The organism is Endozoicomonas sp. ALC020 (assembly GCF_049275935.1).
GTDB lineage: Bacteria > Pseudomonadota > Gammaproteobacteria > Pseudomonadales > Endozoicomonadaceae > Endozoicomonas_A.
The window spans coordinates 4,435,075-4,460,103 of record NZ_CP184830.1 but is presented as its reverse complement, the minus strand read 5'-3'; the positions used below and the strand labels follow the sequence as shown (position 1 = coordinate 4,460,103).

General features: G+C 48.1%; 22 protein-coding genes. 13 read left to right on the top strand and 9 right to left on the bottom strand.

All coding sequences use genetic code 11. The annotated features are described in order from the left end of the window. Positions 1-9 precede the first annotated feature (9 nt). The 3 genes from pheS to ACOJUO_RS17040 form a co-directional block, all read right to left on the bottom strand. Positions 10-1,038, bottom strand: a complete 1,029-nt coding sequence (gene pheS, locus ACOJUO_RS17050) for a phenylalanine--tRNA ligase subunit alpha (protein WP_422137602.1) — start codon at positions 1,036-1,038, stop codon at positions 10-12. Positions 1,039-1,265: 227 nt separating this feature from the next. Then, positions 1,266-3,770 (bottom strand): ATP-binding protein, encoded by a 2,505-nt coding sequence (locus tag ACOJUO_RS17045; RefSeq protein ID WP_422137601.1) that lies wholly within the window; start codon positions 3,768-3,770, stop codon positions 1,266-1,268. 375 nt (positions 3,771-4,145) lie between these two features. After that, positions 4,146-4,724, bottom strand: coding sequence for a hypothetical protein (locus tag ACOJUO_RS17040; protein ID WP_422137600.1), 579 nt, complete (start codon positions 4,722-4,724; stop codon positions 4,146-4,148). A 239-nt stretch (positions 4,725-4,963) separates the two neighbouring features. On the opposite strand from ACOJUO_RS17040, the gene thiS reads away from it, so the two are divergent. The 6 genes from thiS to smrA all read left to right on the top strand — a co-directional run bounded on the left by thiS (position 4,964) and on the right by smrA (position 9,398). Beyond that, positions 4,964-5,164, top strand: coding sequence for a sulfur carrier protein ThiS (thiS, locus tag ACOJUO_RS17035; protein ID WP_422137599.1), 201 nt, complete (start codon positions 4,964-4,966; stop codon positions 5,162-5,164). Between the two features lie 57 nt (positions 5,165-5,221). Next, positions 5,222-5,989 (top strand): thiazole synthase, encoded by a 768-nt coding sequence (locus ACOJUO_RS17030; protein WP_422137088.1) that lies wholly within the window; start codon positions 5,222-5,224, stop codon positions 5,987-5,989. Next, positions 5,989-7,104 (top strand): 2-iminoacetate synthase ThiH, encoded by a 1,116-nt coding sequence (thiH, locus tag ACOJUO_RS17025; RefSeq protein WP_422133195.1) that lies wholly within the window; start codon positions 5,989-5,991, stop codon positions 7,102-7,104. Before ACOJUO_RS17030 ends, thiH begins: the two co-directional genes overlap by 1 nt. 148 nt (positions 7,105-7,252) lie before the next feature. Beyond that, complete coding sequence (locus ACOJUO_RS17020) at positions 7,253-7,711, top strand: type III secretion system chaperone (protein ID WP_422137598.1); 459 nt, start codon at positions 7,253-7,255, stop codon at positions 7,709-7,711. 92 nt (positions 7,712-7,803) lie between these two features. Next, the gene (locus tag ACOJUO_RS17015) at positions 7,804-8,670 is read left to right on the top strand and encodes a hypothetical protein (RefSeq protein WP_422137597.1); all 867 of its coding nucleotides are present in this window, start codon (positions 7,804-7,806) and stop codon (positions 8,668-8,670) included. 149 nt (positions 8,671-8,819) lie between these two features. Then, the gene (gene smrA / locus ACOJUO_RS17010) at positions 8,820-9,398 is read left to right on the top strand and encodes a DNA endonuclease SmrA (RefSeq protein WP_422133192.1); all 579 of its coding nucleotides are present in this window, start codon (positions 8,820-8,822) and stop codon (positions 9,396-9,398) included. A gap of 69 nt (positions 9,399-9,467) precedes the next feature. Here smrA and rplT read toward each other — a convergent pair whose 3' ends face one another. The 4 genes from rplT to thrS form a co-directional block, all read right to left on the bottom strand. Beyond that, a complete protein-coding gene (gene rplT / locus ACOJUO_RS17005) occupies positions 9,468-9,824 on the bottom strand; it encodes a 50S ribosomal protein L20 (protein ID WP_257254376.1) in 357 nt (118 codons plus the stop codon). Between the two features lie 36 nt (positions 9,825-9,860). Then, positions 9,861-10,052: a 50S ribosomal protein L35 gene (gene rpmI, locus ACOJUO_RS17000; protein WP_034837404.1), complete on the bottom strand. Its 192-nt coding sequence runs from the start codon at positions 10,050-10,052 to the stop codon at positions 9,861-9,863. Positions 10,053-10,252: 200 nt separating this feature from the next. Beyond that, positions 10,253-10,795 (bottom strand): translation initiation factor IF-3, encoded by a 543-nt coding sequence (gene infC / locus ACOJUO_RS16995; protein ID WP_252180580.1) that lies wholly within the window; start codon positions 10,793-10,795, stop codon positions 10,253-10,255. A gap of 83 nt (positions 10,796-10,878) precedes the next feature. Continuing rightward, positions 10,879-12,801 carry a threonine--tRNA ligase gene (gene thrS / locus ACOJUO_RS16990; protein WP_422133191.1) on the bottom strand — a complete coding sequence of 641 codons (1,923 nt, stop codon included), beginning with the start codon at positions 12,799-12,801 and terminating at the stop codon, positions 10,879-10,881. Between the two features lie 571 nt (positions 12,802-13,372). Here thrS and ACOJUO_RS16985 point away from each other — a divergent pair. From ACOJUO_RS16985 to mnmH, 3 genes are all read left to right on the top strand, one after another. Continuing rightward, a complete protein-coding gene (locus ACOJUO_RS16985) occupies positions 13,373-14,608 on the top strand; it encodes a hypothetical protein (RefSeq protein WP_422137596.1) in 1,236 nt (411 codons plus the stop codon). A gap of 469 nt (positions 14,609-15,077) precedes the next feature. Further along, complete coding sequence (locus ACOJUO_RS16980) at positions 15,078-15,998, top strand: hypothetical protein (RefSeq protein ID WP_422133189.1); 921 nt, start codon at positions 15,078-15,080, stop codon at positions 15,996-15,998. Between the two features lie 291 nt (positions 15,999-16,289). Beyond that, positions 16,290-17,399, top strand: a complete 1,110-nt coding sequence (mnmH, locus tag ACOJUO_RS16975; RefSeq protein WP_422133188.1) for a tRNA 2-selenouridine(34) synthase MnmH — start codon at positions 16,290-16,292, stop codon at positions 17,397-17,399. Here the strand turns inward: mnmH and ACOJUO_RS16970 are convergent. After that, the gene (locus ACOJUO_RS16970) at positions 17,375-18,358 is read right to left on the bottom strand and encodes a hypothetical protein (RefSeq protein WP_422137595.1); all 984 of its coding nucleotides are present in this window, start codon (positions 18,356-18,358) and stop codon (positions 17,375-17,377) included. The two genes, mnmH and ACOJUO_RS16970, sit on opposite strands and share 25 nt — an antisense overlap. Positions 18,359-18,535: 177 nt before the next feature. Between ACOJUO_RS16970 and ACOJUO_RS16965 the strand changes: the two genes are divergently transcribed. The 4 genes from ACOJUO_RS16965 to ACOJUO_RS16950 all read left to right on the top strand — a co-directional run bounded on the left by ACOJUO_RS16965 (position 18,536) and on the right by ACOJUO_RS16950 (position 23,236). Further along, positions 18,536-19,690, top strand: coding sequence for a MalY/PatB family protein (locus tag ACOJUO_RS16965; RefSeq protein ID WP_422137594.1), 1,155 nt, complete (start codon positions 18,536-18,538; stop codon positions 19,688-19,690). Positions 19,691-19,948: 258 nt separating this feature from the next. Next, positions 19,949-22,090 (top strand): 5-histidylcysteine sulfoxide synthase, encoded by a 2,142-nt coding sequence (gene ovoA / locus ACOJUO_RS16960; RefSeq protein ID WP_422137593.1) that lies wholly within the window; start codon positions 19,949-19,951, stop codon positions 22,088-22,090. 170 nt (positions 22,091-22,260) lie between these two features. Continuing rightward, on the top strand, positions 22,261-22,974 hold the full coding sequence (gene tsaA / locus ACOJUO_RS16955; protein WP_422137592.1) for a tRNA (N6-threonylcarbamoyladenosine(37)-N6)-methyltransferase TrmO: 714 nt from the start codon (positions 22,261-22,263) through the stop codon (positions 22,972-22,974). Positions 22,975-22,996: 22 nt separating this feature from the next. Further along, entirely contained in the window at positions 22,997-23,236 is a 240-nt protein-coding gene (locus ACOJUO_RS16950; protein WP_422133183.1) for a YheU family protein, read from the top strand. A 64-nt stretch (positions 23,237-23,300) separates the two neighbouring features. Here ACOJUO_RS16950 and ACOJUO_RS16945 read toward each other — a convergent pair whose 3' ends face one another. Next, on the bottom strand, positions 23,301-24,611 hold the full coding sequence (locus ACOJUO_RS16945) for a hypothetical protein (RefSeq protein ID WP_422133182.1): 1,311 nt from the start codon (positions 24,609-24,611) through the stop codon (positions 23,301-23,303). Between the last annotated feature and the right edge of the window lie 418 nt (positions 24,612-25,029).

The window sequence follows — 25,029 nt, the reverse complement described above, 5'->3', positions numbered from 1 at the left end:
CGCAAACCGTTAATTGAACTGGCTCAGGAAGCGCAGGTCATTATCGAAAAACTGACGTAAATCGTTTACGCCGTAACGGAGCATGGCAAAACGCTCAACCCCCAGACCGAAGGCAAAGCCTGTGTACTTGCTGGTATCAATACCGGAGTATTCAAACACTTTCGGGTGGACCATACCGCAGCCCAGAACCTCCAGCCACTTGATGGAACCGTCTTCATTGCGTCCCCATTCAATGTCCACTTCTGCTGAAGGCTCAGTGAACGGGAAGTAGGACGGACGGAAGCGGACTTTCAAGTCGTCACGCTCAAAGAACACCCTCAGAAAGTCACTGAGAACACTCTTCAGGTCAGCAAAACTGACTTTCTCTGCCACATAAAGACCTTCGACCTGATGAAACATCGGGCTGTGAGTCTGGTCGGAATCGCAACGGTAAACCTTGCCCGGGCAAACAATGGCAATAGGAGGTTTCTCACCGGCCTTGCTCAGGGCCTCCATGACACGAACCTGAACCGGAGAGGTGTGGGTTCTCAGAACGGTGTTGTCATTGAAGTAAAAAGTATCGTGCATGGCACGGGCCGGGTGATGACCGGGAATATTCAACGCTTCGAAGTTGTGGTAATCGTCTTCGATTTCCGGCCCCTGGGCCACTTCAAAGCCGATGTTGCCGAAGTAATCGGTGATACGCTCCATGGTGCGGGTAACAGGGTGCACCGTCCCCAGGTTCTGGCTACGGCCGGACAGGGTGACATCAATGGTTTCACTGGCCAGGCGAGCTTCCAGAGCCACTTTTTCCAGACCTTCACGTTTCACATCCAGGGCGGCCTGAACCTGCTGCTTGGCTTCGTTAATAAAGCCGCCCGCCTTCGGACGTTCTTCCGGAGACAGTTTGCCCAGACCTTTCAACAGCTGGGTCAGCTCGCCTTTTTTGCCAAGAAACCGCACCCGAACATGGTCCAGATCAGTGGCATTGGCAGCTGACTCAACTTCAGCCAGTGCAGAGACGACTATAGGTGAAACAAGTGTTTCCAGATTCTCCATGGGATTCCTGATAACCGATGCGTAGAGAAAATAAACCGCCAATTCTAGCGGTTGAGGAAAGGTTTGAATAGATTTACTTGCAGGACGGATTTCACCAGTACAGGAAAGCCCTGACATTCATAACGGTACTGCGATAAATCGGTCTGAAAATTCCTGCTCCCTCGTCAAATAGCTCGCTATTCTCCTCGGAATCAGAAATTTTTATCCTCAATTTATCGCAATCTTCGCTAAGGACGCTTAAGTCTGTCAGGCTGCTCCTGCAGTCCGGATTCCGCAAAGTCCGGGAACATATGCTCTAGCCGCTCTCTGATACGAACCTCCCCATTTAGAAGTTGAAGAAATTTTAAATAATCCATTACAGCTTCCAAGAATAATGTGCGGTCATTGGTTTTCACTACCAGCTTCAAGCCTTCGTCGTGTACTTTCTGAACAACATTTAAGAACTGCTCTATCCAAGTACTACTAACAGTAAAATTACACTCCATAAAAACAGCCTGATGCTCCGTTTTGGATAAATGGCTGAAATGGAAATCCTGGCTTACAAATTCTGTTCCAGGTAATTCGGGAGGGCCCACCTGGCGGATCCGATCAGCTGGAATACTGAGTACTCTGGCCATTTCCTCTATTGGTACGGCGTGCTCAGTGATCACTCCTGCAGCATTGCGGCCTTGATACTGACCCAGTTGCGCTAGTGCATCAGCAGCCTGTACGTCAGGGCTTTGCCACCATTGGGAACGACAACTGTCTCCCTGCAAACCACTAAGGTAAAGAAAATTATGGGCACACCTGGTTAAGGGCTCGATATCGCCAAGGAATTCAGCTTTGACAGGAATATGATGATTTGAACTGACCATGATAGCTTTCTTGGCAGTCATCACATGTTTCATTGTTTTTGCCAGAAGTTGTTTGCTAAAGTGACCGCCGTTAGCATCATCGATTACCACCAAATCTTTACCGGCAAGCATTTCCTCGATCTTGCTATCCCATTCATTACCCTGGAAGCACTGATACAGTTCGCCTGCCTTATCTGCGTCTAGATACAGGGTGTTGACACCATAGTCGGCTGCTTTTTTGGTAACTGCTACACAAAGATGTGTTTTTCCTAGTCCCGGTGATCCGGTCAGGAATAGTCCCATGGGCTTTTTATACGAGGCTCCACCCTGATTATTAATCACAGCACGCGTGAACTTCAGGGCCGTCTCATGCATCAGTTCCTGCTGTGTTGAGCGGGGTTCGAATTGATCTATATCAGCATCAAGATTTTCAGTATGGAAACGTGACACCTGGTGCACCGGCTTTGGTTTCATAGCCCGAGTGACAGACAAAAGCGGTTGACGGTGCCAGACTTGATCGCACTCGGACAAAAAATTTTCCCAGGTCACAGTATTAAATCGAGCCACGATAGTGATGCCACCAATAGGGTGATCATAGGGCAGGATATCGTCGGTCCAATCTTTATAGCTTGATTTCCCTTCTTTAATGGCAAGGATTGTCTCAGGACTCTGTGGTCTATTGTAGCCATCAATCAGTATTTTTTTGACCTGCTCGTAGGTTTTCGGTTCAACAAATTCACCCGGACCAAACCCCAGATAGAGATTCTGTCCGCTGCTGTTTTGCCCGGTGCATACCAGATTAAAACCGACAGCATCACCAGTTGCGTGCTTCAAATCGTAGCCTTCTACGCCCTGAATATAGAGGATATCACCCTTTTTTATTTTCAGCTCTGACTGCCCATTGCTCCCTGAACCTTTGTAAAACTCGAGATACTCAAACAGACAATGGAGAGGGTTGCTGTACTTGATCCGATTGACATATTCACCCTTTGTGAAGCATCCAATAACCTGGGACATGTGACCGAAAAGGGTGACTGGAATTCTGAACTTTGAGATCGGTGCACCAAAGATGCGGTCGAATTCGTCGGTGCCAATGATGGTTTCAATGGCCCGATACTGACAGGCCGAAAGGGTCGTTGCACAGTCTGCAATGGTGGGGCCATGAAAAAAAGCATTCAGACACTCACTTGGTTTATAGCCATTATCCATTGCTACAAAGTTATACTTGTTCGTTATGTCAAAATATTCCGGCAGTGAGTGCTTCCCGAGGTATGAACTTTTTGACAGACCGGGAAGTTCGTGAGTCCGATAATCCTCAGGATAAAAAACACCCAGACGTTTTTTTTCTACTTGGGTCCGATATTTCTTGATACAAAAATCATCCTGAAATGATTCTTCTCCTGCTTCAGAATCTTCCACTCGACGCTGAAAGCTTGTCTCAACTGAGTCCCGATCAGCGTAGGATGTGTTACTGAGCTGGAGCCAGTCAATTGTATTCTCGGCGAACTGCTCAGCCACAGACTTAGTGCTGTGACTTTTCGGAAAGGGTTTGTAAGTGGGGGTTATCTGACGTATAGAGTTGAGATGATCGTTCAAAGTAGCAGTATCGTCGTCCGAGACATTATTTGAAACTGATTTCTTCTCATCGCCTGATTGCAAAGATGATACGCGCCTGGACAAAACAGCTTTATGTATCGGTTTCTCTTCGCGTTCGATATCGATTGCGGTTAAAGCTTGCGAATCTGAAGAATCAAATCGCACAGGTGATACACACCTTGAGGGGTTAAACGAAAACTTTCTCGTGGAACTTTCGTTACAATCCGTTCTAATAAATTTAACATCCTCTGCTCTGGGCTGAAAATATGTGCCGGGGTGAGAGCCTTCAGGTTTAATATCCATATTTCTTATCCTCCATTCACTTATGCTTGCTGTTAATACCTTCTTGAAGTCAGCTCATTTAGTCAGCCTGTTCAGTTCTGCCTGACAGTATTTCAGGTCATCTCAAGAGAACGTGCGAGTTATATGATACTGAAACTATCGTCTTAACACTTTTGACAACCAGAAAATGATTTAGTTCATTGCCAAATGGAGGTGCCCGTTTCAGGAACTTGAAACATGATCTACTAAATATCGCATCAGGTCAGACCTAACCTTTTGATCAAGCTCGCCTTTTTTGCCAAGGAGCCTTGCCCGACCTGGTCCAGGTCAGCGGCATTGGCAGCTGACTCAACTTCAGCCAGGGCAGTGACGTTGCTGTGATTTAAAACCTTCCATCTACCTGTGTTTTGAATAAAGGACATCGCAATGAAATATATTCTTTTTTCCCGGGAACTGCGAGCTTGGCTGAACCAATATAAAAAACAACCCAATTCCTAGCTCATAGCCATTCAATTCTCTGTTTAATGCACTAACAAAGCGAGAAAGCTTACGCTGGCTCATTGATAAATAGTCTTTTTCCTCGACTCCCAAGCCTGCTCCACAGTCTATCTGCTCATGATAAGTGCTAAAAACTTTTATTGTTGATGACCAGGCGTCCGAAGTAATCAGTTGATTCCCAGAAAATTTTTTATCGAAGATATACTGCACCGAAAAAACAGCATCCTCCGGTGTTGCAACATAACCATTTGAAAACAATTCATTTCGAATTAACGCAGAAACACGTTCTGGAGTAGAACATCTTTTATTCAAAGCCTGTGGCAGGTTATGCTCAATGTAAGCCTTAAATGAATCCGATAACGGCAAGCTGTTTGTCTTAACAATTATTAGTGAATCAGGGTAACATACCGATGAATCCGCATAACATACCGATGCAGCCAGAAAAGCTAAAGCGGTTACTATTTTTCTGAAAACCATATACAACCTCAAGTCATTGCATATATGTAAACTGTTTAACCTATTTTTCAGTTTTAAGTTCAATATTCTCGTCTCTGACCCTATCCACTAGCCCATAAGCCCTGCCATGGCAAGTCTCGCTACGCCGCTCAAAAAGGCTGACCGAGATCACAAGAACGGCTCCTGACTGCCCACCATTTATCCGGAGAAGAATTTGCTTTAAACTTCCCCCCTGTTTTCAAAACCTCCCAGAATGATCTATGCAATTTTTTGTTAATGACCAGCCCCTGAGCTTTGAGGCCCCTCTGACGCTCGAGCAGCTGCTGGAACAGATCAATCAGGCTGAAAAGAGCGTGGCACTTGCGGTCAATCAAGAGATCGTCAGTCGCTCCCAATGGCCCCGCAGAAAAGTAGAAGAAGGTGACCGTATCACCCTGATCAAGGCTACCGCAGGTGGCTGATAGCGCGCAGAAATCGCACTTGGAATGACCGACAATTTATCGAACTACAGGGCTGGTATGCTGACCATTGCTGATAAAACCTTCCATTCTCGCCTGTTTACCGGTACCGGGAAATTCAATAACAGCCAGACCATGGCTGAAGCCATCAGGGCTTCACAGAGCGAACTGGTGACCATGGCACTTAAGCGAGTGGACCTGAATAATGATCAGGATGATATTCTCTCACCCCTGATTGAAGCAGGTGTTAACCTGCTGCCCAATACTTCCGGTGCCCGCAACGCCAAAGAAGCCGTGTATGCAGCCCAGCTGGCCAGAGAAGCCCTGCAGACCAACTGGCTAAAACTGGAAATTCACCCGGACCCCAAATATTTGCTGCCTGACCCCATCGAAACACTAAAAGCCTGCGAAGAACTTGTCGAACTGGGATTTGTTGTTCTACCTTATGTTCACGCTGACCCGGTCTTGTGCAAGAGACTGGAAGAAGCGGGTGCCGCTGCGGTTATGCCTCTCGGGGCACCCATTGGCAGCAACCTGGGCCTGAAAACCGAGGCGTTTCTGAACATCATTATCGAGCAGAGCCAGGTCCCTGTGGTTGTAGATGCCGGTATTGGCAGCCCTTCCGACGCCGCTAAAGCGATGGAAATCGGAGCTGACGCCGTGCTGGTGAATACAGCCATTGCTGTTTCAAATGACCCGGTAGCCATGGGTATTGCTTTCAGGGAAGCCGTGACAGCTGGCAGACGAGCCTACGAGGCTGGCCTCGGAATACGTTCGCACCAGGCTCAGGCAAGCAGCCCACTGACTGCATTTCTGGAAGACTTTTAATGTCATTTGTAGACACGTTTAACCAGTTAAACTGGGATGAAATCAGGATGAGCATCCTCAGCAAAACCGCTGCGGATGTCGAACATGCCCTGTCCACCGGCAGACTGGCCCATGATCAGTTTCTGTCGCTCATCTCCCCAGCGGCTGAACCTTACCTGGAACAGATGGCACAGAAAAGCATGGCACTCACCCGCCAGCGTTTTGGCAATACAGTTCAGATGTACATTCCCTTATACCTGTCCAACAAGTGCACCAACATCTGTACCTACTGTGGTTTCAGCCTTGACAACAAAATTCGACGCAAAACCCTGAGCACGGAAGAGCTGGACCGGGAACTGAAAGCCATCAAAGCCATGGGGTTTGATCATATCCTGCTGGTGACTGGCGAAGCCCAGGGCACGGTGGGCACCGAATATTTCAAAACCGTACTGGACAAAGTCAGATTGCACTTTTCCCACATTACGCTGGAAGTACAACCTCTGGAACAGAGCGAATACGAAGAGTTGATGGCGCTGGGGCTGGACGCCGTGCTGGTTTACCAGGAGACTTACAATCGCCCGGCCTACGGGAAATACCACCTGCGAGGCAGCAAGATGGATTTCGACTATCGTCTGGAAACCGCTGACAGACTCGGCAGAGCAGGCATCGACAAAATTGGTGTGGGCGCCCTGATTGGTCTGGAAGACTGGCGTACAGACTCTGCCATGGTCGCCGCACACCTCGACTACCTGGAAAAGACCTACTGGAAAACCCGTTACTCCATCTCTTTTCCCAGACTGCGCCCCTGCGAAGGTGAATTCCAGCCCGTTTCCGTCATTTCAGACAGACAACTGGTACAGCTGATCTGTGCTTACCGCCTGTTTAAACCGGAAGCGGAACTGTCACTGTCCACTCGAGAGTCGGAATCGTTCAGAGACAATGTATTGCCTCTGGGTATTACCGCCATGAGCGCTTTCTCAAGCACTCAACCTGGCGGTTATGCCAATGGTGCCGTGGAATCTCTGGAACAGTTCGCCATCGACGACAACCGTCGTCCTGAAGTGGTTGCAGCTGCGATTAAATCAAAAGGTCTGGAACCGGTCTGGAAGGATTGGGACCGCAGTTATAGCCACTAACCCAAGTCATCTCATGATCTGATTGTCGGGCCTGGTCATTAAGACAGGCTCTGACAGCCTGATGATACATAGCTCTTCCGCCAAACCCTTCAATTTCATTTATCCAAGCCGAACCAAACACTAATGATTTGCTATGGAGAGCCCGGCTATGATTGAGCCTTACGAACAATTTAAAGAGTTTTTAAAGGACTTTGGTGAACATATTGGTCATGACCTGACCACAGAAGACAACACCTGCGCTCTGGTAGACGAGCACAATGAGATCGCAGTGATCATAGAGTTACCTGAGAACAGTGATCTGTTACTGCTGCACCGTATGCTGACAACCATGCCAACAGATCCTGAGCTACAGGCCGCCAGAGCAATGCAGCTGTTGTCTCTCAACGGAGCCCCAGACAAGCTCAAAGGTGCCTGGTTTTATACGGACCAGGATGGAATAGGTTTGCACCTTATGACCAGTCACCCTGTCGGCAGTCTGACCCATGAGACTTTCAATAACCTGGTGCTTGGCTTCATAGAGCTCGCCAACACATTAACCCGGGAACTGACAGAAGAAGAGCAGGAGCTTGCTTACGACTCATCACCTTCTGGAGGGATAGCACAATGAGAGGAGTCTTCTTTGGAGCAGGTTTATCTGCAAGTAGATACGCAGAAGCAAACAGTAGAAGTGAAGATACTCAAAAGCCCAAGCTCAAACCAATGACAAACTCACCTCCGGGTTATATTGGAAATTTTGCATCATTGACCAACCCCTGGCAGCATCACGTAGGAACTCTGACTCCGGATAAAGGTACTCCCAGAAATAACTGGCGAATGGGTGAAGCTATGGCTGTTGAGGCAAGGATTGCCGCTTACCCTTACGAAAAGTCCATAGACGGCTGGGGATTAAAAGACAAAAAGATCCTGAATGAACTTAAGTCCTGGGATACTGACCGCCGTCTCGCCCTGTATGCTGGCAAAGCAGCCGGATTATCCACCAAAGGATCCGAAGGCTGTGTGTTCGACAAGAAAACCGGGCTCACTGCCTATATTCTTCGTAACCCCAAAACCAGTCCTCCCGAAGTTCGCATTGTTTTTGGCAGCTGGGACGCCCTGAAAAAACCGGATGAGCTTTCTCATACTGGAAGGTTCAAAAAAGCATTCACTCTCATCCGCTGGGTACGAAATCTGAGAAACGCAAGGCGAAAAACTGTGCCTGAAAGTTACCAGCAAGCCAGCAAGCTCACTAAGCAGGTTCAGAACCTGATGAAGAAAAACAGTGCCTTTAAAGGCTGGACTCTGAAATTATCGGGCTACGAAAAAGGCGGGGCTCAGGCGGCTTACGCAGCGGTTTCACAAGATAAGGTTTTACCTGCCAGATGCTTTTCCAGTGAATACATGAGCAGCCATATTATCAACTCTCTGGACAAGGAAAAACGGCAGGCCGCCGATGTCATCCACTACCAACCTGTGGAAAACGAGTACGTATTGAATCTGGAAAAGCATGACAGGTTTTTCCAAAATAAAGTCATAGGAAAACCTGTTGCTATGTATGCCTTGAATTATGAAAAAACGAATTTCCTCTGAATTCAGGTTTAGGGAAAAAGTCGCTTAAAGCAGCTATAGTTCTCCGGATACACAAAAACAGGTACTATCAAAATTCATTGAGGTGTATCCAAACGTCAAACTTCCAGACCGTCGAGCACCTCTGACCGTTCTACGACAAGTACAAAGCCATGAGTTACGACGACCAGGATCTGTTCCTCCAGGAAATGGAGGGAGTAGCTCCCCTGAAAAGCAGCACCAAAGCGAACCTCAAGAAACATCAGACAGCGACTCCCGGTCAGGCCCTGAGAAGGAAGGCAGCCCAGGCTGAGCTGAATGACCCTAATTTTTTATCTCTGGATAACCCGAAAAGAGTCCAGCCTTACGATCACCTGGAATATAAACGCTCCGGTGTTCAGGAAGGTGTTTTCAAGAAAATGAGACTGGGCAAATACGACATTGAAGCCAGACTCGACCTGCATAATCACACAGCGGCTGAGGCTCGAAAAGCAGTTTTTGACTTCATCAACGACTGTCAGCAACACGAGCTTCGCTCACTCATTATCAATCATGGCCGGGGCCTGAACACTAATCCCCCGGCCATCATTAAAAGCTACGTCAACACCTGGCTGCGGGAAATGGACCAGGTACTCTGCTTTCATACCGCATTAAAGTTTCATGGCGGTTCTGCGGCGCTGTATGTGGTGCTAAGAAAGAGTGAAAGAAAAAAACTGGAAAACCGGGAGCGTCACTCCAAACGCACCGCCTGATTCTGACCCAACACATAAAACGGGGTTATGGAAAACCATAACCCCGTTAAAGGCTGATATGAATCAGACTCAAGCCAGAGAAGCTTTAGCCTTTTCAACCAGCTGACCGAAAACAGCCTTGTCGTGCACAGCCAGATCAGCCAGAACCTTACGGTCGATTTCGATCGCAGACTTTTTCAGACCCGCGATGAAACGACTGTAAGACAGACCGTTGGTGCGCGCACCGGCGTTGATACGGGCAATCCACAAAGCACGGAACTGACGTTTACGCTGACGACGATCGCGGTAAGCATACTGACCAGCTTTGGTTACAGCCTGTTTGGCTACGCGAAATACACGTGAACGTGCTCCGTAGTAACCTTTGGCGGCCTTGAGAACTTTCTTGTGACGCTTGCGCGCGATTACACCACGTTTTACACGTGCCATGAGCTATATCTCCGAAAAAAATGATCTATAAAGCGATTAGTCGCGCAGCATACGCTTAACGAGGCCCTGGTCAGCAGGTGTTACCATGGAGGTACCACGCAGCTGACGCTTACGCTTGGTGGTCATTTTGGTCAGGATGTGACTCTTGAAAGCACCCTTACGCTTGTAACCGCTGGCCGTTTTTTTGAAACGCTTGGCGGCACCACTGTTGGTTTTCATTTTTGGCATGAAAAAGCACTCCGCATTCGCGACCACCTACCCCTTCTCATCTTGGAAAGCGGCGCCCGTTTCAGGGCCATGAGGTGTCGGGATATTAAAAATAAAAGCGACTGTCGTTTAATCCGGGAGAAAATTTTCTGTGTAGAAAAGCCTCATCCAGGACATGAAAAACCGGCCACTGAGGCAGTGACCGGTTTTTCATACTCAAATCACTTCTTCTTTTTCGGGGCAATAACCATGATCAGTTGACGACCTTCCATCTTTGGACGCTGTTCAACGGTACCAATCTCTTCCAGATCTTTTTCAACCCGGTTCATCAGTTCCATGCCCAGCTGCTGGTGAGCCATCTCACGACCACGATAACGAAGAGAAACCTTCGCCTTGTTGCCCTCTGTCAGGAAACGTACCAGGTTGCGCAGTTTTACCTGGTAATCCCCTTCCTCTGTGCCCGGGCGAAACTTGACTTCTTTCACCTGGGTCTGAACCTGTTTCTTCTTGGCTGCGGCTTTCTGCTTCTTTTGCTCGTACTGATGCTTGCCGTAGTCAAGGATCTTACAGACTGGGGGTTCGCTGGTTGCATTAATTTCAACCAGATCCAGCCCTGCTTCCTGGGCCATGGACAAAGCGTCACGGGTATCGACCACCCCTACCTGAGAGCCATCGGCTCCTATTAGACGGACTTCTTTGGCACGGATATTCTCATTAATCGGCGCCTTCTGCGGGCGACGATCGCGGAAGCTGTTACGTCTGATGGGTGTATCTCCTGTAAAGGCAGCCTGTGCGAAAGGGCTCGTCGACGTTTAACATCAAGATCGACAAGCCCGTTACAGATTAATTACGCAGTACGGCCACGCTTGCTGATATCCGCTGCAAGGCGCTCCTTGAATGCCTCTACAGGCATGGTACCCAGGTCTTCACCTGTGCGGGTACGCACAGCAACGGTTCTGTTTTCCATTTCCTTATCGCCAATAACCAGCAAATAAGGCACCTTATTTAAGGTATGCTCGCGGATTTTAAAGCCGATCTTCTCGTTTCTCAAGTCCGCTTTTACCCTAACTCCCTTTTCCATCAACATTTTTTCCAGTTCTACCGCATAAGAAGCCTGTCTGTCAGTAATGTTGAGGATGGCAACCTGCTTGGGAGCCAACCATGGCGGCATGGCCCCTTCATAGTGTTCAATGAGTATGCCGATGAACCGCTCAAACGACCCCAGAATCGCTCTGTGGAGCATGACCGGTGTTTTGCGTTCACCGCTTTCATCGACATATTCAGCACCCAGACGGCCCGGCATCGAGAAATCCACCTGAATCGTACCACACTGCCACACCCGGCCAATGCAGTCTTTCAGGGAAAATTCGATTTTTGGTCCGTAGAAAGCACCTTCACCCGGTAGTTCTTCCCATGGCAGCGCCTGTGCATCCAGAGCATCGGCCAGGGCTTTTTCGGCTTTATCCCAGATTTCATCAGAACCCACGCGCTTTTCAGGACGCGTAGACAGTTTGTAAAGCATGTTTTCACGACTGAAGCCAAAATCCTCATACACCTCATGGAGGAAATCAATAAAAGCAGCCACTTCCGACTGAATCTGATCTTCTGTTGCGAAAATATGGGCATCGTCCTGAACAAAGCCACGGACACGCATGATTCCATGAAGCGCACCAGATGGCTCGTTACGATGGCAGGAACCAAATTCCGCCAGTCGCAGCGGCAGATCACGGTAGCTTTTCAGCCCCTGATTGAAGACCTGGACGTGACACGGGCAGTTCATGGGCTTAACAGCAATATCACGCTCTTCCGAATTGGTGGTGAACATGTCGTCCTGAAACTTGTCCCAGTGACCGGATTTTTCCCAGAGGGAGCGATCCACCAGCTGAGGCGTTCTGATCTCTTTGTAGCCATGCATAATCTGCTTTTTACGCATGTACTGTTCCAGTTCCTGATAGATGGCCCAGCCATTGGGGTGCCAAAACACCATGCCCGGTGCTTCTTCCTGCATATGGAACAGGTCCAGCTTCTTACCCAATTTACGGTGATCACGCTTCTCCGCTTCTTCCAGACGCTGCAGGTAAGCTTTCAGGGCTTTCTTGTCTTCCCAGGCCGTTCCATAGATACGGGTCAGCATTTCGTTGCTGGAATCACCACGCCAGTAAGCACCGGCCACACGCATCAGTTTGAAGGCTTTCAGCTTACCTGTTGAGGGAACATGTGGGCCACGGCAAAGATCCATCCACTCACCCTGACGGTAAACAGAAATCACTTCATTTTTCGGCAGGTCATTAATGATCTCGACCTTGTACTCTTCACCCATGGCTTTGAAAGCACTGATGGCTTCGTCACGGGTCATCACCACTCGCTCAATCCCCAGATCCTGCTTTGCCAGCTCAGCCATGCGCTTTTCAATCTTCTCCAGGTCTTCGAGGTTAAATGCCCGCTCATAGGAGAAGTCATAATAGAAGCCATTATCAATCACGGGACCAATAGTGACCTGGGCACCGGGGTACAGATCCTGAGTGGCCATTGCCAGCAGGTGAGCCGTTGAGTGACGGATCACCTCAACACCTTCTTCGTCACGGGAAGTGATAATAGCCAGCTCAGAGTCATCGGTGATTTTGGCACTGGCATCTACCAGCTCACCGTTAATACGACCCGCCAGAGTCGCCTTGGCCAGGCCCGGACCAATATCCTGGGCCACTTCCATGACAGAAACGGCGTCAGCAAATTCGCGCTTGCTGCCGTCGGGAAGCGTAATTACAGGCATGAGGAGATATTCCTTAATTTTTTGCCGCCAGGGCTTTTGCCGCCATTGGCATTATGTTCATCTTCAGTGGCAACCTGTACCGGAGGCTGCTTGCTCAGCGTTCTTGCCAGCCCATACCAGAGGCTGAGAACTTTTGTACCAGTGGCAACCCATACCAGGGGATGCTTGGATTTTCTCACCGATCGAAAGGAGAAAATCTTCGGACAGTCATTAGTATTTAGCAAAGAAAAGCCGAAAGATTATTATTTTGAGTTTTTCACAGCCTGTGTCAAGTCAGGAATAAAGATAACCTCAGCAGGGCTCTTGAGTTTTTAAAGGCAAGAATGGAGAAGTATCCTCCCAACGTGGGAGCTCTTTAACCGGAAAGAGCGAGAAGCTCAGTACTTTTGCGACAGCCTCCCGGGAGGGATAGCTCAGCACGCCCAGCCAGAAAGTAAAAACTCCGGAAGCTTCCAGTAAATCCGAACAAGTTGCATTTCATCTTACATTGTCTATACCTATCCGAGCCACGACAAGCCGGTCGAGCCGAATTCAGTTTATATCAATCAGCCTGTTGATGGAGAACCATCCAATGCAGTTATTAAAACCTGATCGTCTGCTTTTAATATCGACGCTGATTGTTTATATCCTGAGTCATTCGGCTTTGGCTAAAACTGACATAAATACGACGGCGTCAGTCAATCCTGAAAGTTCCACCTTTTCTTCAAATTTCAGTGAGCCTGCAATCGTTTCAGAATTTAATGTCAGCTCATCGAGTACGGTTTCCCTGGGTATCAGGCTGCCCCTGACATCATCAGACGATATCCTTTTCAGGGAAAACCAAGGTGGACTGACGGGCTTTATCTGCTCACTGATGAACCTGCCTAGTAACTCAACTTTCGTTTATGGCAACAGCTCTCACTTGAACAATATTAAAAATCATCTGGGATGTGACGCCCCCCCTCCAGAAGAGACCATAAAAAATAAACCCGATTACGACCGCTGGGTGAGCAGTGTTTCCATCTGGGTTCGCGAGGGCGTGGAGATGTTCATACTGCTTAGTGCCTCTATAAAAGTTAACCCTAGAGCCAGAAAGCAGATTTTGTACGCAGCGTATCTGACCAGTGCCATCACTATGAGTAGCCTTTACAGTACTGGCGTCGCACTCGCGGCATCCGGTAAGGAAATCCCCGAGAAATGGATTCAACTTATTGACGGGTTAACAAAATTAAAAGCCAGTCTCTGCATTGGTGGCTGGGCTCTTGGGATGGCTGGAGGAATTGCAGATAAAAAAGAGCTCGCCTTATCAGGGTTACTGATAAATGTTATCTCGAACACGTTTCGCGAAACCGGCAATGCCGTTCTCACTACTGTACCGCTGATCCTTGATAAAAAATACGAAGCCGGCCTATTGGGTTTAATCCCTTTGGGGATCATTGCTTCAAAACTCATAAAATTCAACCCGAAAACCAACACTGTCTTTTTGCAGAGGTTCTCATGGTTTGTAATGGCCAGTCTCGGGGCCGGACTGTTCTCGGGAGCCTGGCATAATTTTGAAAAAATTGCCGGTGAATCCGCTACTGTCTGGGATTTGGGCAAACAAACAACGGTGAGCGATGGCTATGAGATACTCAGCGATAAAAAACTGCCAATGTCGATTATTGCTCCCTTTGGATACAGACCCGATCCTACGGTTATCACCTTAACGTCCGGCCTGGGCTATTTTACATTGGTAACTCTTGCAGGCCTCTATCTTGTTATCCACAGAGTGCAACCCACAAGTATTGATCAGTTACTGCCTGATAGCGCCGAGACATTGGGGTTGTAATGCTTATACAAGCTTTCCTTTGGGCTGTTCGGCGATCCTGCAAACGAGTTGCGTTTCACCCCAGATTTACTATACCTACTCGAGCCAATACGAATGTGTTCATAACAGCTTATCTGAATTCAATCGATATCAATCAGCCGGTCAGCTCATGGAGACACATCCAATGCAACGGTCAAAAACCTGTCTTGTGCTCTTAATATCGACGATGATTGCTTATGTTTCTGTTCATTCAGCTCTGGCTAGTCCTGCTCTGAATACTTCAGAATTAGTTAAATCTGACTACTCCACAGTGGCTTCAGCAGTTAACGGAAGCACACCTGCTTCAAAATTCAATATCATACTACCGGATAGGGTTTCCATGAGCACCAGACTGCCGCAGACAGCATCAGACGATATCAGCTGCGGGGAGAACAGAGGAAAGCTGAAAGCCTTTGTCTGCTCAGAAATCAACAACCCGAATAACTCAACTGTGTTTTATAATAACAGCTCTGACTTTAACGCCATTAAAGATAAACTGGGATGTGAAAGCTCTACTGCAACTGTCGCCAAAAAAAGCAAACAAGGTACCGAGCCGCTTCTTACCAGCGTTGCTATCTGGATTATGGAAGGCGTGGAGATGTTCGTACTCCTTGAGGGCTCTATCAGAGTTAAACCAGAAGCCAAATATAAGATTTTGGGGACAGCGCTTGGCACCAGTCTCATTACCATGGGCGGTGTATTCACTTCGGGTGTCTTACTCTCGCAGTCAGGGATGGAAATCCCCGAGAAATGGGTTGAACTTATTGCTGGCTTAACATCATTAAAAGCCAGCATCTGCGCTGGTGGCTGGGCTCTCGGGCTCGCTGGAGGTGTCACAGGTAAAAAAGAACTTCTCTTGTCAGGGTTGCTGATCAATGTTGTCTCATATACTTTTCGCGAAGCCGGAGAAGGCGCTCTGGCCACCTTACCGCTGATCCTTGATAAAAAATACGAAGCCATTTCCTTGTCTTTTATTCCTATGGGAGTCATTGCTACAAAACTAATACCATTCAACCCGGAAACCGATAGCGCCTGTTTGAGAGCATTTTCATGGATTGTAATCGCCAGTCTGGGAGCTGGACTGTTCTCGAATGCCTGGCATGAATTTGAAAAAATTGCGGGTCAATCGAGCACTCTCTGGGACTTGGGAAAAAATTTAATCGTTGGCAATAGTTATGAAATACTCAGTCGTGAAAAACTGCCTATGTCAATTGTTGCTGCCTTTGGATACAGACCTGACCCTACAATTATTACAGTAACCACCGGTCTGGGCTTTTTTACGTTCGTATCTTTAGCAAGCCTCTACCACCTTCTCCACAAAGCCAAACCCAGAGGCAACAGACAGCTTGAAATAGAAATCATGCAGTTTTAATGCTCATCAAATGTTAAAAACCTGTTGTCAGAAAGCCATTTGGGCAATCGCTATGGCGATGTAAACCTTGTGCAGAATGTTGTACTCAGATATACACAGCAGCCAAACTCTGATTCCTATACACAGCCTGTATTGTGCCGCCTGGTTTTGTTCCGGTAAGTTTGGCTGTACTCTGCCCTTCTATATCCGATAGAAACAATCCACACTTGCTTAAACAGACAGGTTCCAGCGAAACTATAGGGCTTTTGGACAAGAACCCAGCCCGCTCCCGTTGAGCTGTTACGGAACCTTATGACCCAGCAACGCCCGGATACTCACGACTACCTCGCCCTGTTCCTGAATGATGTGCCACTGATGGATGTTCGGGCTCCTGTTGAATTCAACAAAGGTTCATTCCCACTGGCGACCAGCCTGCCAATCCTGGATGATTACCAGCGTGAAGTGATTGGTACTGAGTACAGGCAGCGGGGGCAAGATGCTGCCGTCGCCCTGGGTTATCAGCTAGCCACTGACGATGTGCGTGATGAAAGAGTGACCCACTGGCAGCAATTTGTACAAAAGCATCCAGAAGGCTACCTATTCTGTTTTCGTGGCGGTCAGCGCTCTCATATTACCCAATCCTGGCTGGCCGAGTCCGGATCCCCTTACCCTCTGATCAAAGGGGGCTACAAGGCACTGAGAAGGTTCCTGATCGATGAACTGGAAAAGTCTGTTGAAGACATTCCCTTTATGATTCTCAGTGGCAAAACCGGTACCGGCAAAACTCGTCTGATTTATGACATTGAAGACAGCATTGATCTGGAGGATTTGGCCAACCATCGGGGGTCGAGCTTCGGTCGTCGTTATGGTGGCCAGCCCACTCAGATTGACTTTGAAAATCGTCTTTCTATCGCCATGCTCAAGCACCGCCACTTTAAACCAGGGCGCGCTCTGCTTCTGGAAGACGAAAGCAAGCTGATCGGGCGCTGTAGCCTGTCCCAGGTGTTCAGCAACAAGATGCAAAAGTCCTCCATTATTCTGCTGGAAGCTTCTATAGAAGAGCGTGTAGAGATAGGTCTTCAGGAGTATGTCAGCAATAACCTGGCCGAATACCAGAACGTTTACGGCAAAGAAGAGGGCTTTGCCCGCTTCAGCGAGGGGCTGACTGACAGCCTTTGCCGGATTCGCAGAAGATTGGGTGGAGCCCGTTATCAGGAGCTGGGAGAGCTTCTCTCTTCAGCCCTTCAGCAACATGAAGTTCATGGTGTCATTGATGGTTATCGGCCACTGATTGAGCAATTATTGGTTGGCTACTATGACCCCATGTACGAGTATCAGCTGGAGCAGAAACAGGAAAGAATTCTCTTCAGAGGTAACCGGGACGAGATCAGAAACAACTATCCTGAGCTGGTATTAAATTGAGAAACAGTTCGGTTCCGGTAAAAAAGAGCCATACTCGAAACCAGGATGGCAATGACTGCCCACTCCTGATTGTTGGGTATGCGCCCTTCCAGCATGAAGACAAAAAGCACTCCAAATAAAACCTCAAGGGTTGTGCAGGGATAAAATCCTGAATCACTGTTGTGCGACACTGCTTTGCGTCTGCATATCCGGGCCAAACCGGTGGCTAATATCCCTGCTACCAACCCCCCTCCTCCGAAGTAAGCCCAGTCAATATTGACAACACCTCCCGAAAACAGGGTGAATTCAGGGTGGTCCAGCCAGGTCAGTGGATAAATCATGGGCAATGCCAATACAGAGCCCAGTCCGGTTAACAGATAACGATCGGAAGGATCAATATCGGGGCGCTCAGTAGCCATTAATAACTGTATGCGGGTACCTGTGAGCCAGCAGATACTCGCCAACAGTAAACAGAACAATCCATAGACCATACTCTGCTCATGTGAGTCCGGATTAACCTGATCAAACTTCTGGGAAATCAACAGAAAAAAGGCTCCAATCAACAGCAGTAGAGGCATAGTGAGCTGGCTGGCAGCCTTTCTTTCCAAAAAGCATTTCTGAAAAATCATGGGTAAGGCGGCTATCAGAATACAGGCAAAAACGCCGCCGAGGCTCCGGATACTGATGACAAGAAACAGGTAATAAAGAAGATTCGTCAGCAGGGCCACCCAAATCCATGGCACGATACCATCTTGCCGGACTCTTTTAATAATCTCGCGACGAAAAAGGACAATGATAGATACCCATAGACCAAATACTGCAAAGCGTCCTGCTACCAGCTCAATAGCAGAATATTTCGACATCAATCCAGGAAGAATGATCAGACTCCCCAACAAGGCTCCTGACAACAGCGAATAGACAACGCCTCTGGCAATCAACTCGGGACTTCTCCACAGAGAAACTTCAGGTTCTCTGAGCATTGTCTACAAAACCGTGATTTTCCAGCCTCCTGGCAGGATTTACCACCCTGAGCTGACCAGCGAGACAGCAAAACGGATAAAATCGGCAAAGCCATCCTGATAAATCAGATTTCAAAAAAGACTGACTGCAGGTAGTATCAGTGAAACACATTCAATCCAACCCCGGGGGAAGTATCCGTGTCCACAGATTTCGATACTTTTATCGACCGAAGTCATACCTCAAGCCTTAAGTGGGATCGCTACAAAGATAGAGATATCTTGCCTTTCTGGGTGGCGGATATGGACTTCAAATCCGCCCCTGAAATCATTGAAGCTGTGCAACAACGTGTTGACCACGGTGTTTTTGGCTATACCCTGGCCGATGAGGGTCTGGAAGATCGAATTGTCGAGCGAATGCAAAACCTCTACGGCTGGCAGATTGAAAAAGACTGGATTGTCTGGCTGCCGGGACTGGTGACCGCACTCAATATTGCGGTGAGAAGCGTCGCTGGTCCCGGAGAGACCGTTGCAGTGCCTCTGCCGGTTTACTACCCCTTTCTGATGGCACCCAGGTTGGGAGGACGCCAGATGATCGGACTGGACTGGGTGATCAGGGACAATCAGTGGCAGCTGGATTTGGAAGCCTTTGAACACAGGATCACCGACGACACCCGGCTGTTGATGCTATGTAATCCTCAGAACCCCAATGGCCGGGTACTTACCCGGGAAGAACTGGAGACTATCGAGGCGCTCTGCAAAAAGTACAGCATTGTCGTCTGTTCTGACGAAGTGCATTGCGACCTGATTCTTGATCGTAATGCCGAACACATCCCCTATGCCAGTCTGAGTGAATTCACCCGGGACACATCTATCACCCTGATGTCGCCTTCCAAGACATTTAATCTGGCCGGCTTTGGCTGTGCCTTTGCCGTAATACCAGATGGCACATTGCGCATGGAATTTCAAAGAGTGCGCAAGGGTATCGTCCCTGATCCGGATAACATGCTGATAGGCTTCACGGCTGCCAGAGCCGCCTACGAACATGGCGAACCCTGGCGCCAGAGTCTGCTCGACTATCTTCGGGGTAACCACGATTTACTGATGTCCGAAATCAATGACATTAAGGGCTTAAGTATGCTGCCACTGCAGTCTACCTACCTGGCCTGGATTAATGTCAGCGAACTGGGCCTGGATGATCCACACCGCTTCTTTGAAGATGCCGGTGTGGGATTCTCCCCCGGTGCCCAGTTTGGAGACCGTGACTACCTGAGACTGAACTTTGGCTGCAGTCGATCTACTCTGGAGGAAGGCGTTCGCAGGATCAGGGCCGCAATAGCTGAGTTCAAACCCTGAATGGATTATATAGGTCTGTCATTGAATAACTGACAGACCTTTCAACTCTTTCCAGAGCAATCCATTGATAACCTGTCATCCAACAACACTTTGAAAACGTATGATCTGTGGCAGCGCGAAAGGCATTAGTCAACTGGCTGAAATTGACATATCGGTCAACCTTGATACTACTGCCTTTAAGCTCTAGACCATATAGGATATTTTAATAGTCTCTGGTCAAACCGTAACGCATTGTTAAATTGCTTTGGAGGTTAGCTCGTGCCAAATGTGACGTCTACTGAAAACACCTCGCCACTCCAGATCCCCACAAGAACGCTGATACTCGATTCAGGCACTCCGGAAGCAAAGCGCCAGGAACTGATTCAGTATTTCTGCGAAACCTACGATATCTACGATCGTCTTTTTGAAACACTCACCAGTGATGAGGCCTATTATCGTAAGGCTATTTCCCAGAGACACCCCCTGATTTTCTACTACGGCCATACCGCAGCATTTTTTATCAACAAACTGATTGCTGCCCGCCTGATTAATGAACGAGTAGATACCGATATTGAGGCAATGGTAGCCATCGGCGTTGATGAAATGTCCTGGGATGATCTGGACGAAAACAACTACGACTGGCCAACGGTTCCAGCCATGAAGGAATACCGTCAAAAAGTCAGGGCACTCATCGTTGAATTTATAGAAACCATGCCTTTGGAAATACCCATCACCTGGGAAAGTCCAGCCTGGCTGATCATGATGGGCATAGAGCATGAGCGCATCCACCTGGAGACCTCATCGGTTCTCATTCGTCAGCTACCCCTGGCTTACGTCACGCCTCACCCGGACTGGCAACCCTGCAAAACTTCCGGGGCAGCGCCGGAAAATCAGTTGATTGAACATGCCGGTGGCCACCAGATTCTCGGCAAGCCATATGATCATGCTCTTTATGGCTGGGACAACGAATACGGTCACTATGAAGAAACTATCCCTGCCTTCAAGGCCAGCCAGTACCTGGTCAGCAACCAGGAGTTTCTTGAGTTTGTCCGGGATGGGGGCTACAACGCCGAAAAATATTGGACCGACGAGGGCTGGGCGTGGGCTACCTTTGCCGAAGCCATTCACCCTGAGTTTTGGGTTCCCGGTGATGAAAATTACCGATACCGGACCATGCTGGAAGAGATAGACATGCCCTGGAACTGGCCCGTGGATGTCAACTGCCATGAGGCTCAGGCTTTCTGCCGGTGGAAGTCAGAAATGACAGGGCTGCAGATACAACTGCCGTCCGAAGCTGAATGGTATTGTTTGCGAGACAGCATTGATACAGACCAACCTTATTGGAAACAGGCTCCTGGCAACATCAACCTCGAATACTGGGCCTCTTCCTGTCCGGTTAACCAGTTCAGGACGGGGGACTTTTATGATGTCATTGGCAATGTCTGGCAATGGACAACGACTCCCATTGATGCCTTTGAAGGCTTCAAGGTTCATCCCTACTACGATGACTTTTCAACCCCCACATTTGACGGCCGGCATAACCTGATCAAAGGTGGCTGCTGGATCTCGACAGGTAACTATGCGATCCGGGATTCCCGATATGCTTTCAGGCGACATTTTTTCCAGCATGCCGGTTTTCGCTATGTTGAATCCACTGCTGAGCTTAATGCCAACCTGAACCCCTACGAAACCGATGTGCTGGTGGCTCAGTATCTGGAATTTCATTATGGTGAAAGCTACTTTGGTGTTGAAAATTTCCCCCGGGCCTGTGCCGAAGTCTGCCATGAGCTGTTGACAGACCTCAACTGCACCCGGGCACTGGATCTGGGCTGCTCGGTAGGGAGAAGCAGTTTTGAGCTGGCCCGCTGGTTCAAACATGTTGATGGAATCGACTTCTCAGCTCGTTTTATCTCTGCGGCCTCCAGGCTTCAGCAGAATGGAAAAATTCGATACTTTGTGCCCTTTGAGGGAGAACTGGGTGAATACCGTGAAGCCAAACTGACTGACTTTGCCGATAACATTGATGTCAGTCGTGTTCTGTTTACCCAGGGAGACGCCTGTAATCTCAAAACCAAATACAATAACTATGACCTTGTCTTTGCCGGGAATCTGATTGATCGACTCAACGATCCCCATAAATTCCTTTCTTCTGTTCATGAGCGAATCCGTCCGGAGGGACTGCTGGTGCTGACTTCGCCCTATACCTGGCTGGAAGAATACACGTCAAAGGATAAATGGCTGGGAGGAATACGTGAGAATGGTGAGGCCCTGACAACCTATGACGGGCTGAAAAGAGTTCTGGGCCAACATTTTGAGGAGATTAAACCACCCAGAGATATTCCTTTTGTCATCCGGGAAACCGCCAGAAAACACCAGCATACCCTTGCCCAGGCAACCTTCTGGAGAAAAAAGACTTCCTGAAAACAACAGGAGTCTGATAGTCTCTGTCAGGCTCCTGATCTTTCTAAAGAAATCCTGATCAGGCCCAGCACAGTTGCTTTGAAACAATGACCCGTCATGAGGCTAAGACCTGTTAAGAGCCTCATTTTTCCATTATATTGCCCGGTCAAAACAGCGATTACGGGTTAAATGTGAGCAAAAACAGTTTCCAGTTTCAACAAATTGGAGTGATTCACTCCTGCTACCGGCAAAAATTTGGAATCCCCCGCCAACCGGGCATTGTCACAGCGGCAGAGTCAGAGCTGGAACTGTTACCACCCTTCAACCAGGAGAACCTGGTACGTGGTCTGGAAGGTTTCTCTCACCTCTGGGTTCATTTTGTTTTTCACGAAACCATGAATCAAGGCTGGCGCCCTACCATTCGCCCTCCCCGACTTGGCGGCAAACAGCGCATGGGCGTTTTTGCCACTCGTTCGACCCATCGTCCTAACCCTATTGGCCTGTCTGTGGTAAAACTGAAAAGCATCCAATCGGGGAACGGCAAGTTGATACTGAGACTGGCAGAAGCTGATCTGCTGGATGGCACACCGGTTATTGATATCAAACCCTACCTGCCCTACGCCGATGCTCTGCCAGAAGCTAAAGGTGGCTTTGCACCTTTACCCGCCATCATGGCAGCAGTGGAATTCAGCGAAGAGGCCATGATTAAATGCCTGGCTTATGAACGCCGGACCGGACGCTCTCTGGTGGAACTGATTCAACAGGTATTGGGGCAGGATCCACGCCCGGCCTACCTCAGAGATACCACCGGGCGAAGGCATGGCTTCGCACTCTGGGACGTTAATGTGGTCTGGGAGTCCAGGGGAGACCACTTTCTGGTCACCGATCTGGAATTATATCCATAAGGACATATTCAGGAGCTGAAGAATGATTATTCCTTATCAGGAATTAAACACAGAAACACTGCACAACCTGATTGCTGAATTTGTCAGCCGGGAAGGGACCGACAACGGTTTTGAGCAGGATCAGGAAAGTCGTATTCAGCAGGTACTTGGGTTATTGAAATCAGGTGAAGTCTCTATTGTTTTTGATCCCCAAACCGAGAGCGTCAATATCATACCTGCCAAAGAAGCTCAAAATTATGAGTTTATGGTCAACCACACCTGAAAGCTCAGGCTTTTTTTCAACACATCAATTACCCCGTCAGGGTGGCGGGGCATGAAACCACAAACTAAAGTTGATTCTGATCCTTTAATAGCCAGAACAATAAGGAGAGCTTTGTCTCTCCTACCACTCCAGTTCTGCAGTATGTCAATTGCAATGCAGGAAGACCAAAGCCCATTATAGATGCTAACGCCCTGCTGGTGTGTCTGATCCAGGCCTGCTTGATATGGTATGAAAGAAAGAACCAGGTATGAGTGATGGCCTGATCCAGAAGAATCAGGACTGCAATTGCGGCTCTCTGATAGGTTAATGCTTGCATCTCATTATTGATAACCTGAGCACCTGTATCCGGATCGGAACCGGCTATAAATGAAATGTTGACTACCAGATTTGTATAAGGCGAGGCTGTTAATAAATTGGGTGAAATGGATGACGCGGATGAAGCAGGCTCTAGCGTAGTACAATTACAAGCAACATCAAAGCCTGTCTCAGACCATTCGCTCACTGGAGCAAAGCCTGTATGATAACCGTTTCCCAATTCAGCCACGCAGCTATGCTTATCGTTATGATCCGTTGCTATCAGACCCCATGCCTGTTCTCTGTCTTTTAATCCAAACGCTCCCTGAATTATTTTGATACCTGAACAGTAACTTCTACCGTCAGTAGGTACGAATATAACGGTTTTAGTGTTTTTCATGGTCAACTGCACTTTCCCTGTTTTCTCAAAACACTCAACATTCAGTACAGCGTTTTGAAAATCTTTCCGTCCTTTTACGCCTCTCAGAAGATCAAATTCAGAATTCATAAATCGATAGACGAAGTTTACTTCTGATGCTCTCCCACCAGCAAAGCTTCTACACCCGAGTTTCACCGGTTTAATCCGCATCTGATTATCTGCCGGATCCAGCACCACTTTGACGTTGTTCGCAACAAAGATACCTGCACCCATCAGATTCAGAACGCCTGCCAGTAGATGATTCTGTTTGGTTGGAGTTAATTCGGAAGACCCAGCCAGAGCCACTGTTGATGAATTATTCAAGACTTGGGGATTCCTGGAATCAATTTCAATATTAGCCAGATAATAGACAGAATCACTGTGAGTCGCCGATATCACGAAGTGATCCTGTAAGACTCCCTGAGTAACAAACACAGGCAGAATATCCGCTCTATTTCCCACAAAAGCCGAGTTATCCGGCAAGTGAAAAGTTGATCCCCCTTCGTGGCTGATTCTGGCATCCTCTGTCAATGGCAATTCATAGACGACTGGCTGTTTCTTTTCATGTAATTGCTCTGCATCAAAGATAAAGAGGGTTGGATGGAGCGTTTCAAAAACCTCATGACTCAATCTTTCTGATGTAGCAGATATTTTTCGTATCATGACCGTTTCAGGAATTAGAGAAAGACGATTGTTCTTTTCCCTGATAAGTGCCTTGAAAGCGGCTAAATGATGACTGCACACGTTTCTGTCGACACGACTGGTCAACTCAGAACAACTCGAAACCTCTGTATATGTGGAGCTGACCGTTGAACTAACGGCAGGAAAAGCACAACTGGGGAAGGCATAAATTGATAACAGTAAAGCAACTACTATATCTAACCTGAAAATTATCATAACAGTAATCTGTCGATTTTTTAAAAGTCAAGATAGAAGCGTCCTTAACGTAACAATCCTTCCTAGGGCCGTTATTCATCCTAGACCAGATATTTAATAAATAAAGGCAAAGTCTTCTCTAGCAAAAAGAATATCCATTGTCGTATTTTTTTAACCGAATGAGAAATTACAGCAACGCAGGAGC

Coding starts and splice junctions, on each gene's coding strand:
- pheS (WP_422137602.1), bottom strand. CDS start 1,038: ATGGAGAATCTGGAAACACTTGTTTCACCTATAGTCGTCTCTGCACTG.
- ACOJUO_RS17045 (WP_422137601.1), bottom strand. CDS start 3,770: ATGGATATTAAACCTGAAGGCTCTCACCCCGGCACATATTTTCAGCCC.
- ACOJUO_RS17040 (WP_422137600.1), bottom strand. CDS start 4,724: ATGGTTTTCAGAAAAATAGTAACCGCTTTAGCTTTTCTGGCTGCATCG.
- thiS (WP_422137599.1), top strand. CDS start 4,964: ATGCAATTTTTTGTTAATGACCAGCCCCTGAGCTTTGAGGCCCCTCTG.
- ACOJUO_RS17030 (WP_422137088.1), top strand. CDS start 5,222: ATGCTGACCATTGCTGATAAAACCTTCCATTCTCGCCTGTTTACCGGT.
- thiH (WP_422133195.1), top strand. CDS start 5,989: ATGTCATTTGTAGACACGTTTAACCAGTTAAACTGGGATGAAATCAGG.
- ACOJUO_RS17020 (WP_422137598.1), top strand. CDS start 7,253: ATGATTGAGCCTTACGAACAATTTAAAGAGTTTTTAAAGGACTTTGGT.
- ACOJUO_RS17015 (WP_422137597.1), top strand. CDS start 7,804: ATGACAAACTCACCTCCGGGTTATATTGGAAATTTTGCATCATTGACC.
- smrA (WP_422133192.1), top strand. CDS start 8,820: ATGAGTTACGACGACCAGGATCTGTTCCTCCAGGAAATGGAGGGAGTA.
- rplT (WP_257254376.1), bottom strand. CDS start 9,824: ATGGCACGTGTAAAACGTGGTGTAATCGCGCGCAAGCGTCACAAGAAA.
- rpmI (WP_034837404.1), bottom strand. CDS start 10,052: ATGCCAAAAATGAAAACCAACAGTGGTGCCGCCAAGCGTTTCAAAAAA.
- thrS (WP_422133191.1), bottom strand. CDS start 12,801: ATGCCTGTAATTACGCTTCCCGACGGCAGCAAGCGCGAATTTGCTGAC.
- ACOJUO_RS16985 (WP_422137596.1), top strand. CDS start 13,373: ATGCAGTTATTAAAACCTGATCGTCTGCTTTTAATATCGACGCTGATT.
- mnmH (WP_422133188.1), top strand. CDS start 16,290: ATGACCCAGCAACGCCCGGATACTCACGACTACCTCGCCCTGTTCCTG.
- ACOJUO_RS16970 (WP_422137595.1), bottom strand. CDS start 18,358: ATGCTCAGAGAACCTGAAGTTTCTCTGTGGAGAAGTCCCGAGTTGATT.
- ACOJUO_RS16950 (WP_422133183.1), top strand. CDS start 22,997: ATGATTATTCCTTATCAGGAATTAAACACAGAAACACTGCACAACCTG.
- ACOJUO_RS16945 (WP_422133182.1), bottom strand. CDS start 24,611: ATGATACGAAAAATATCTGCTACATCAGAAAGATTGAGTCATGAGGTT.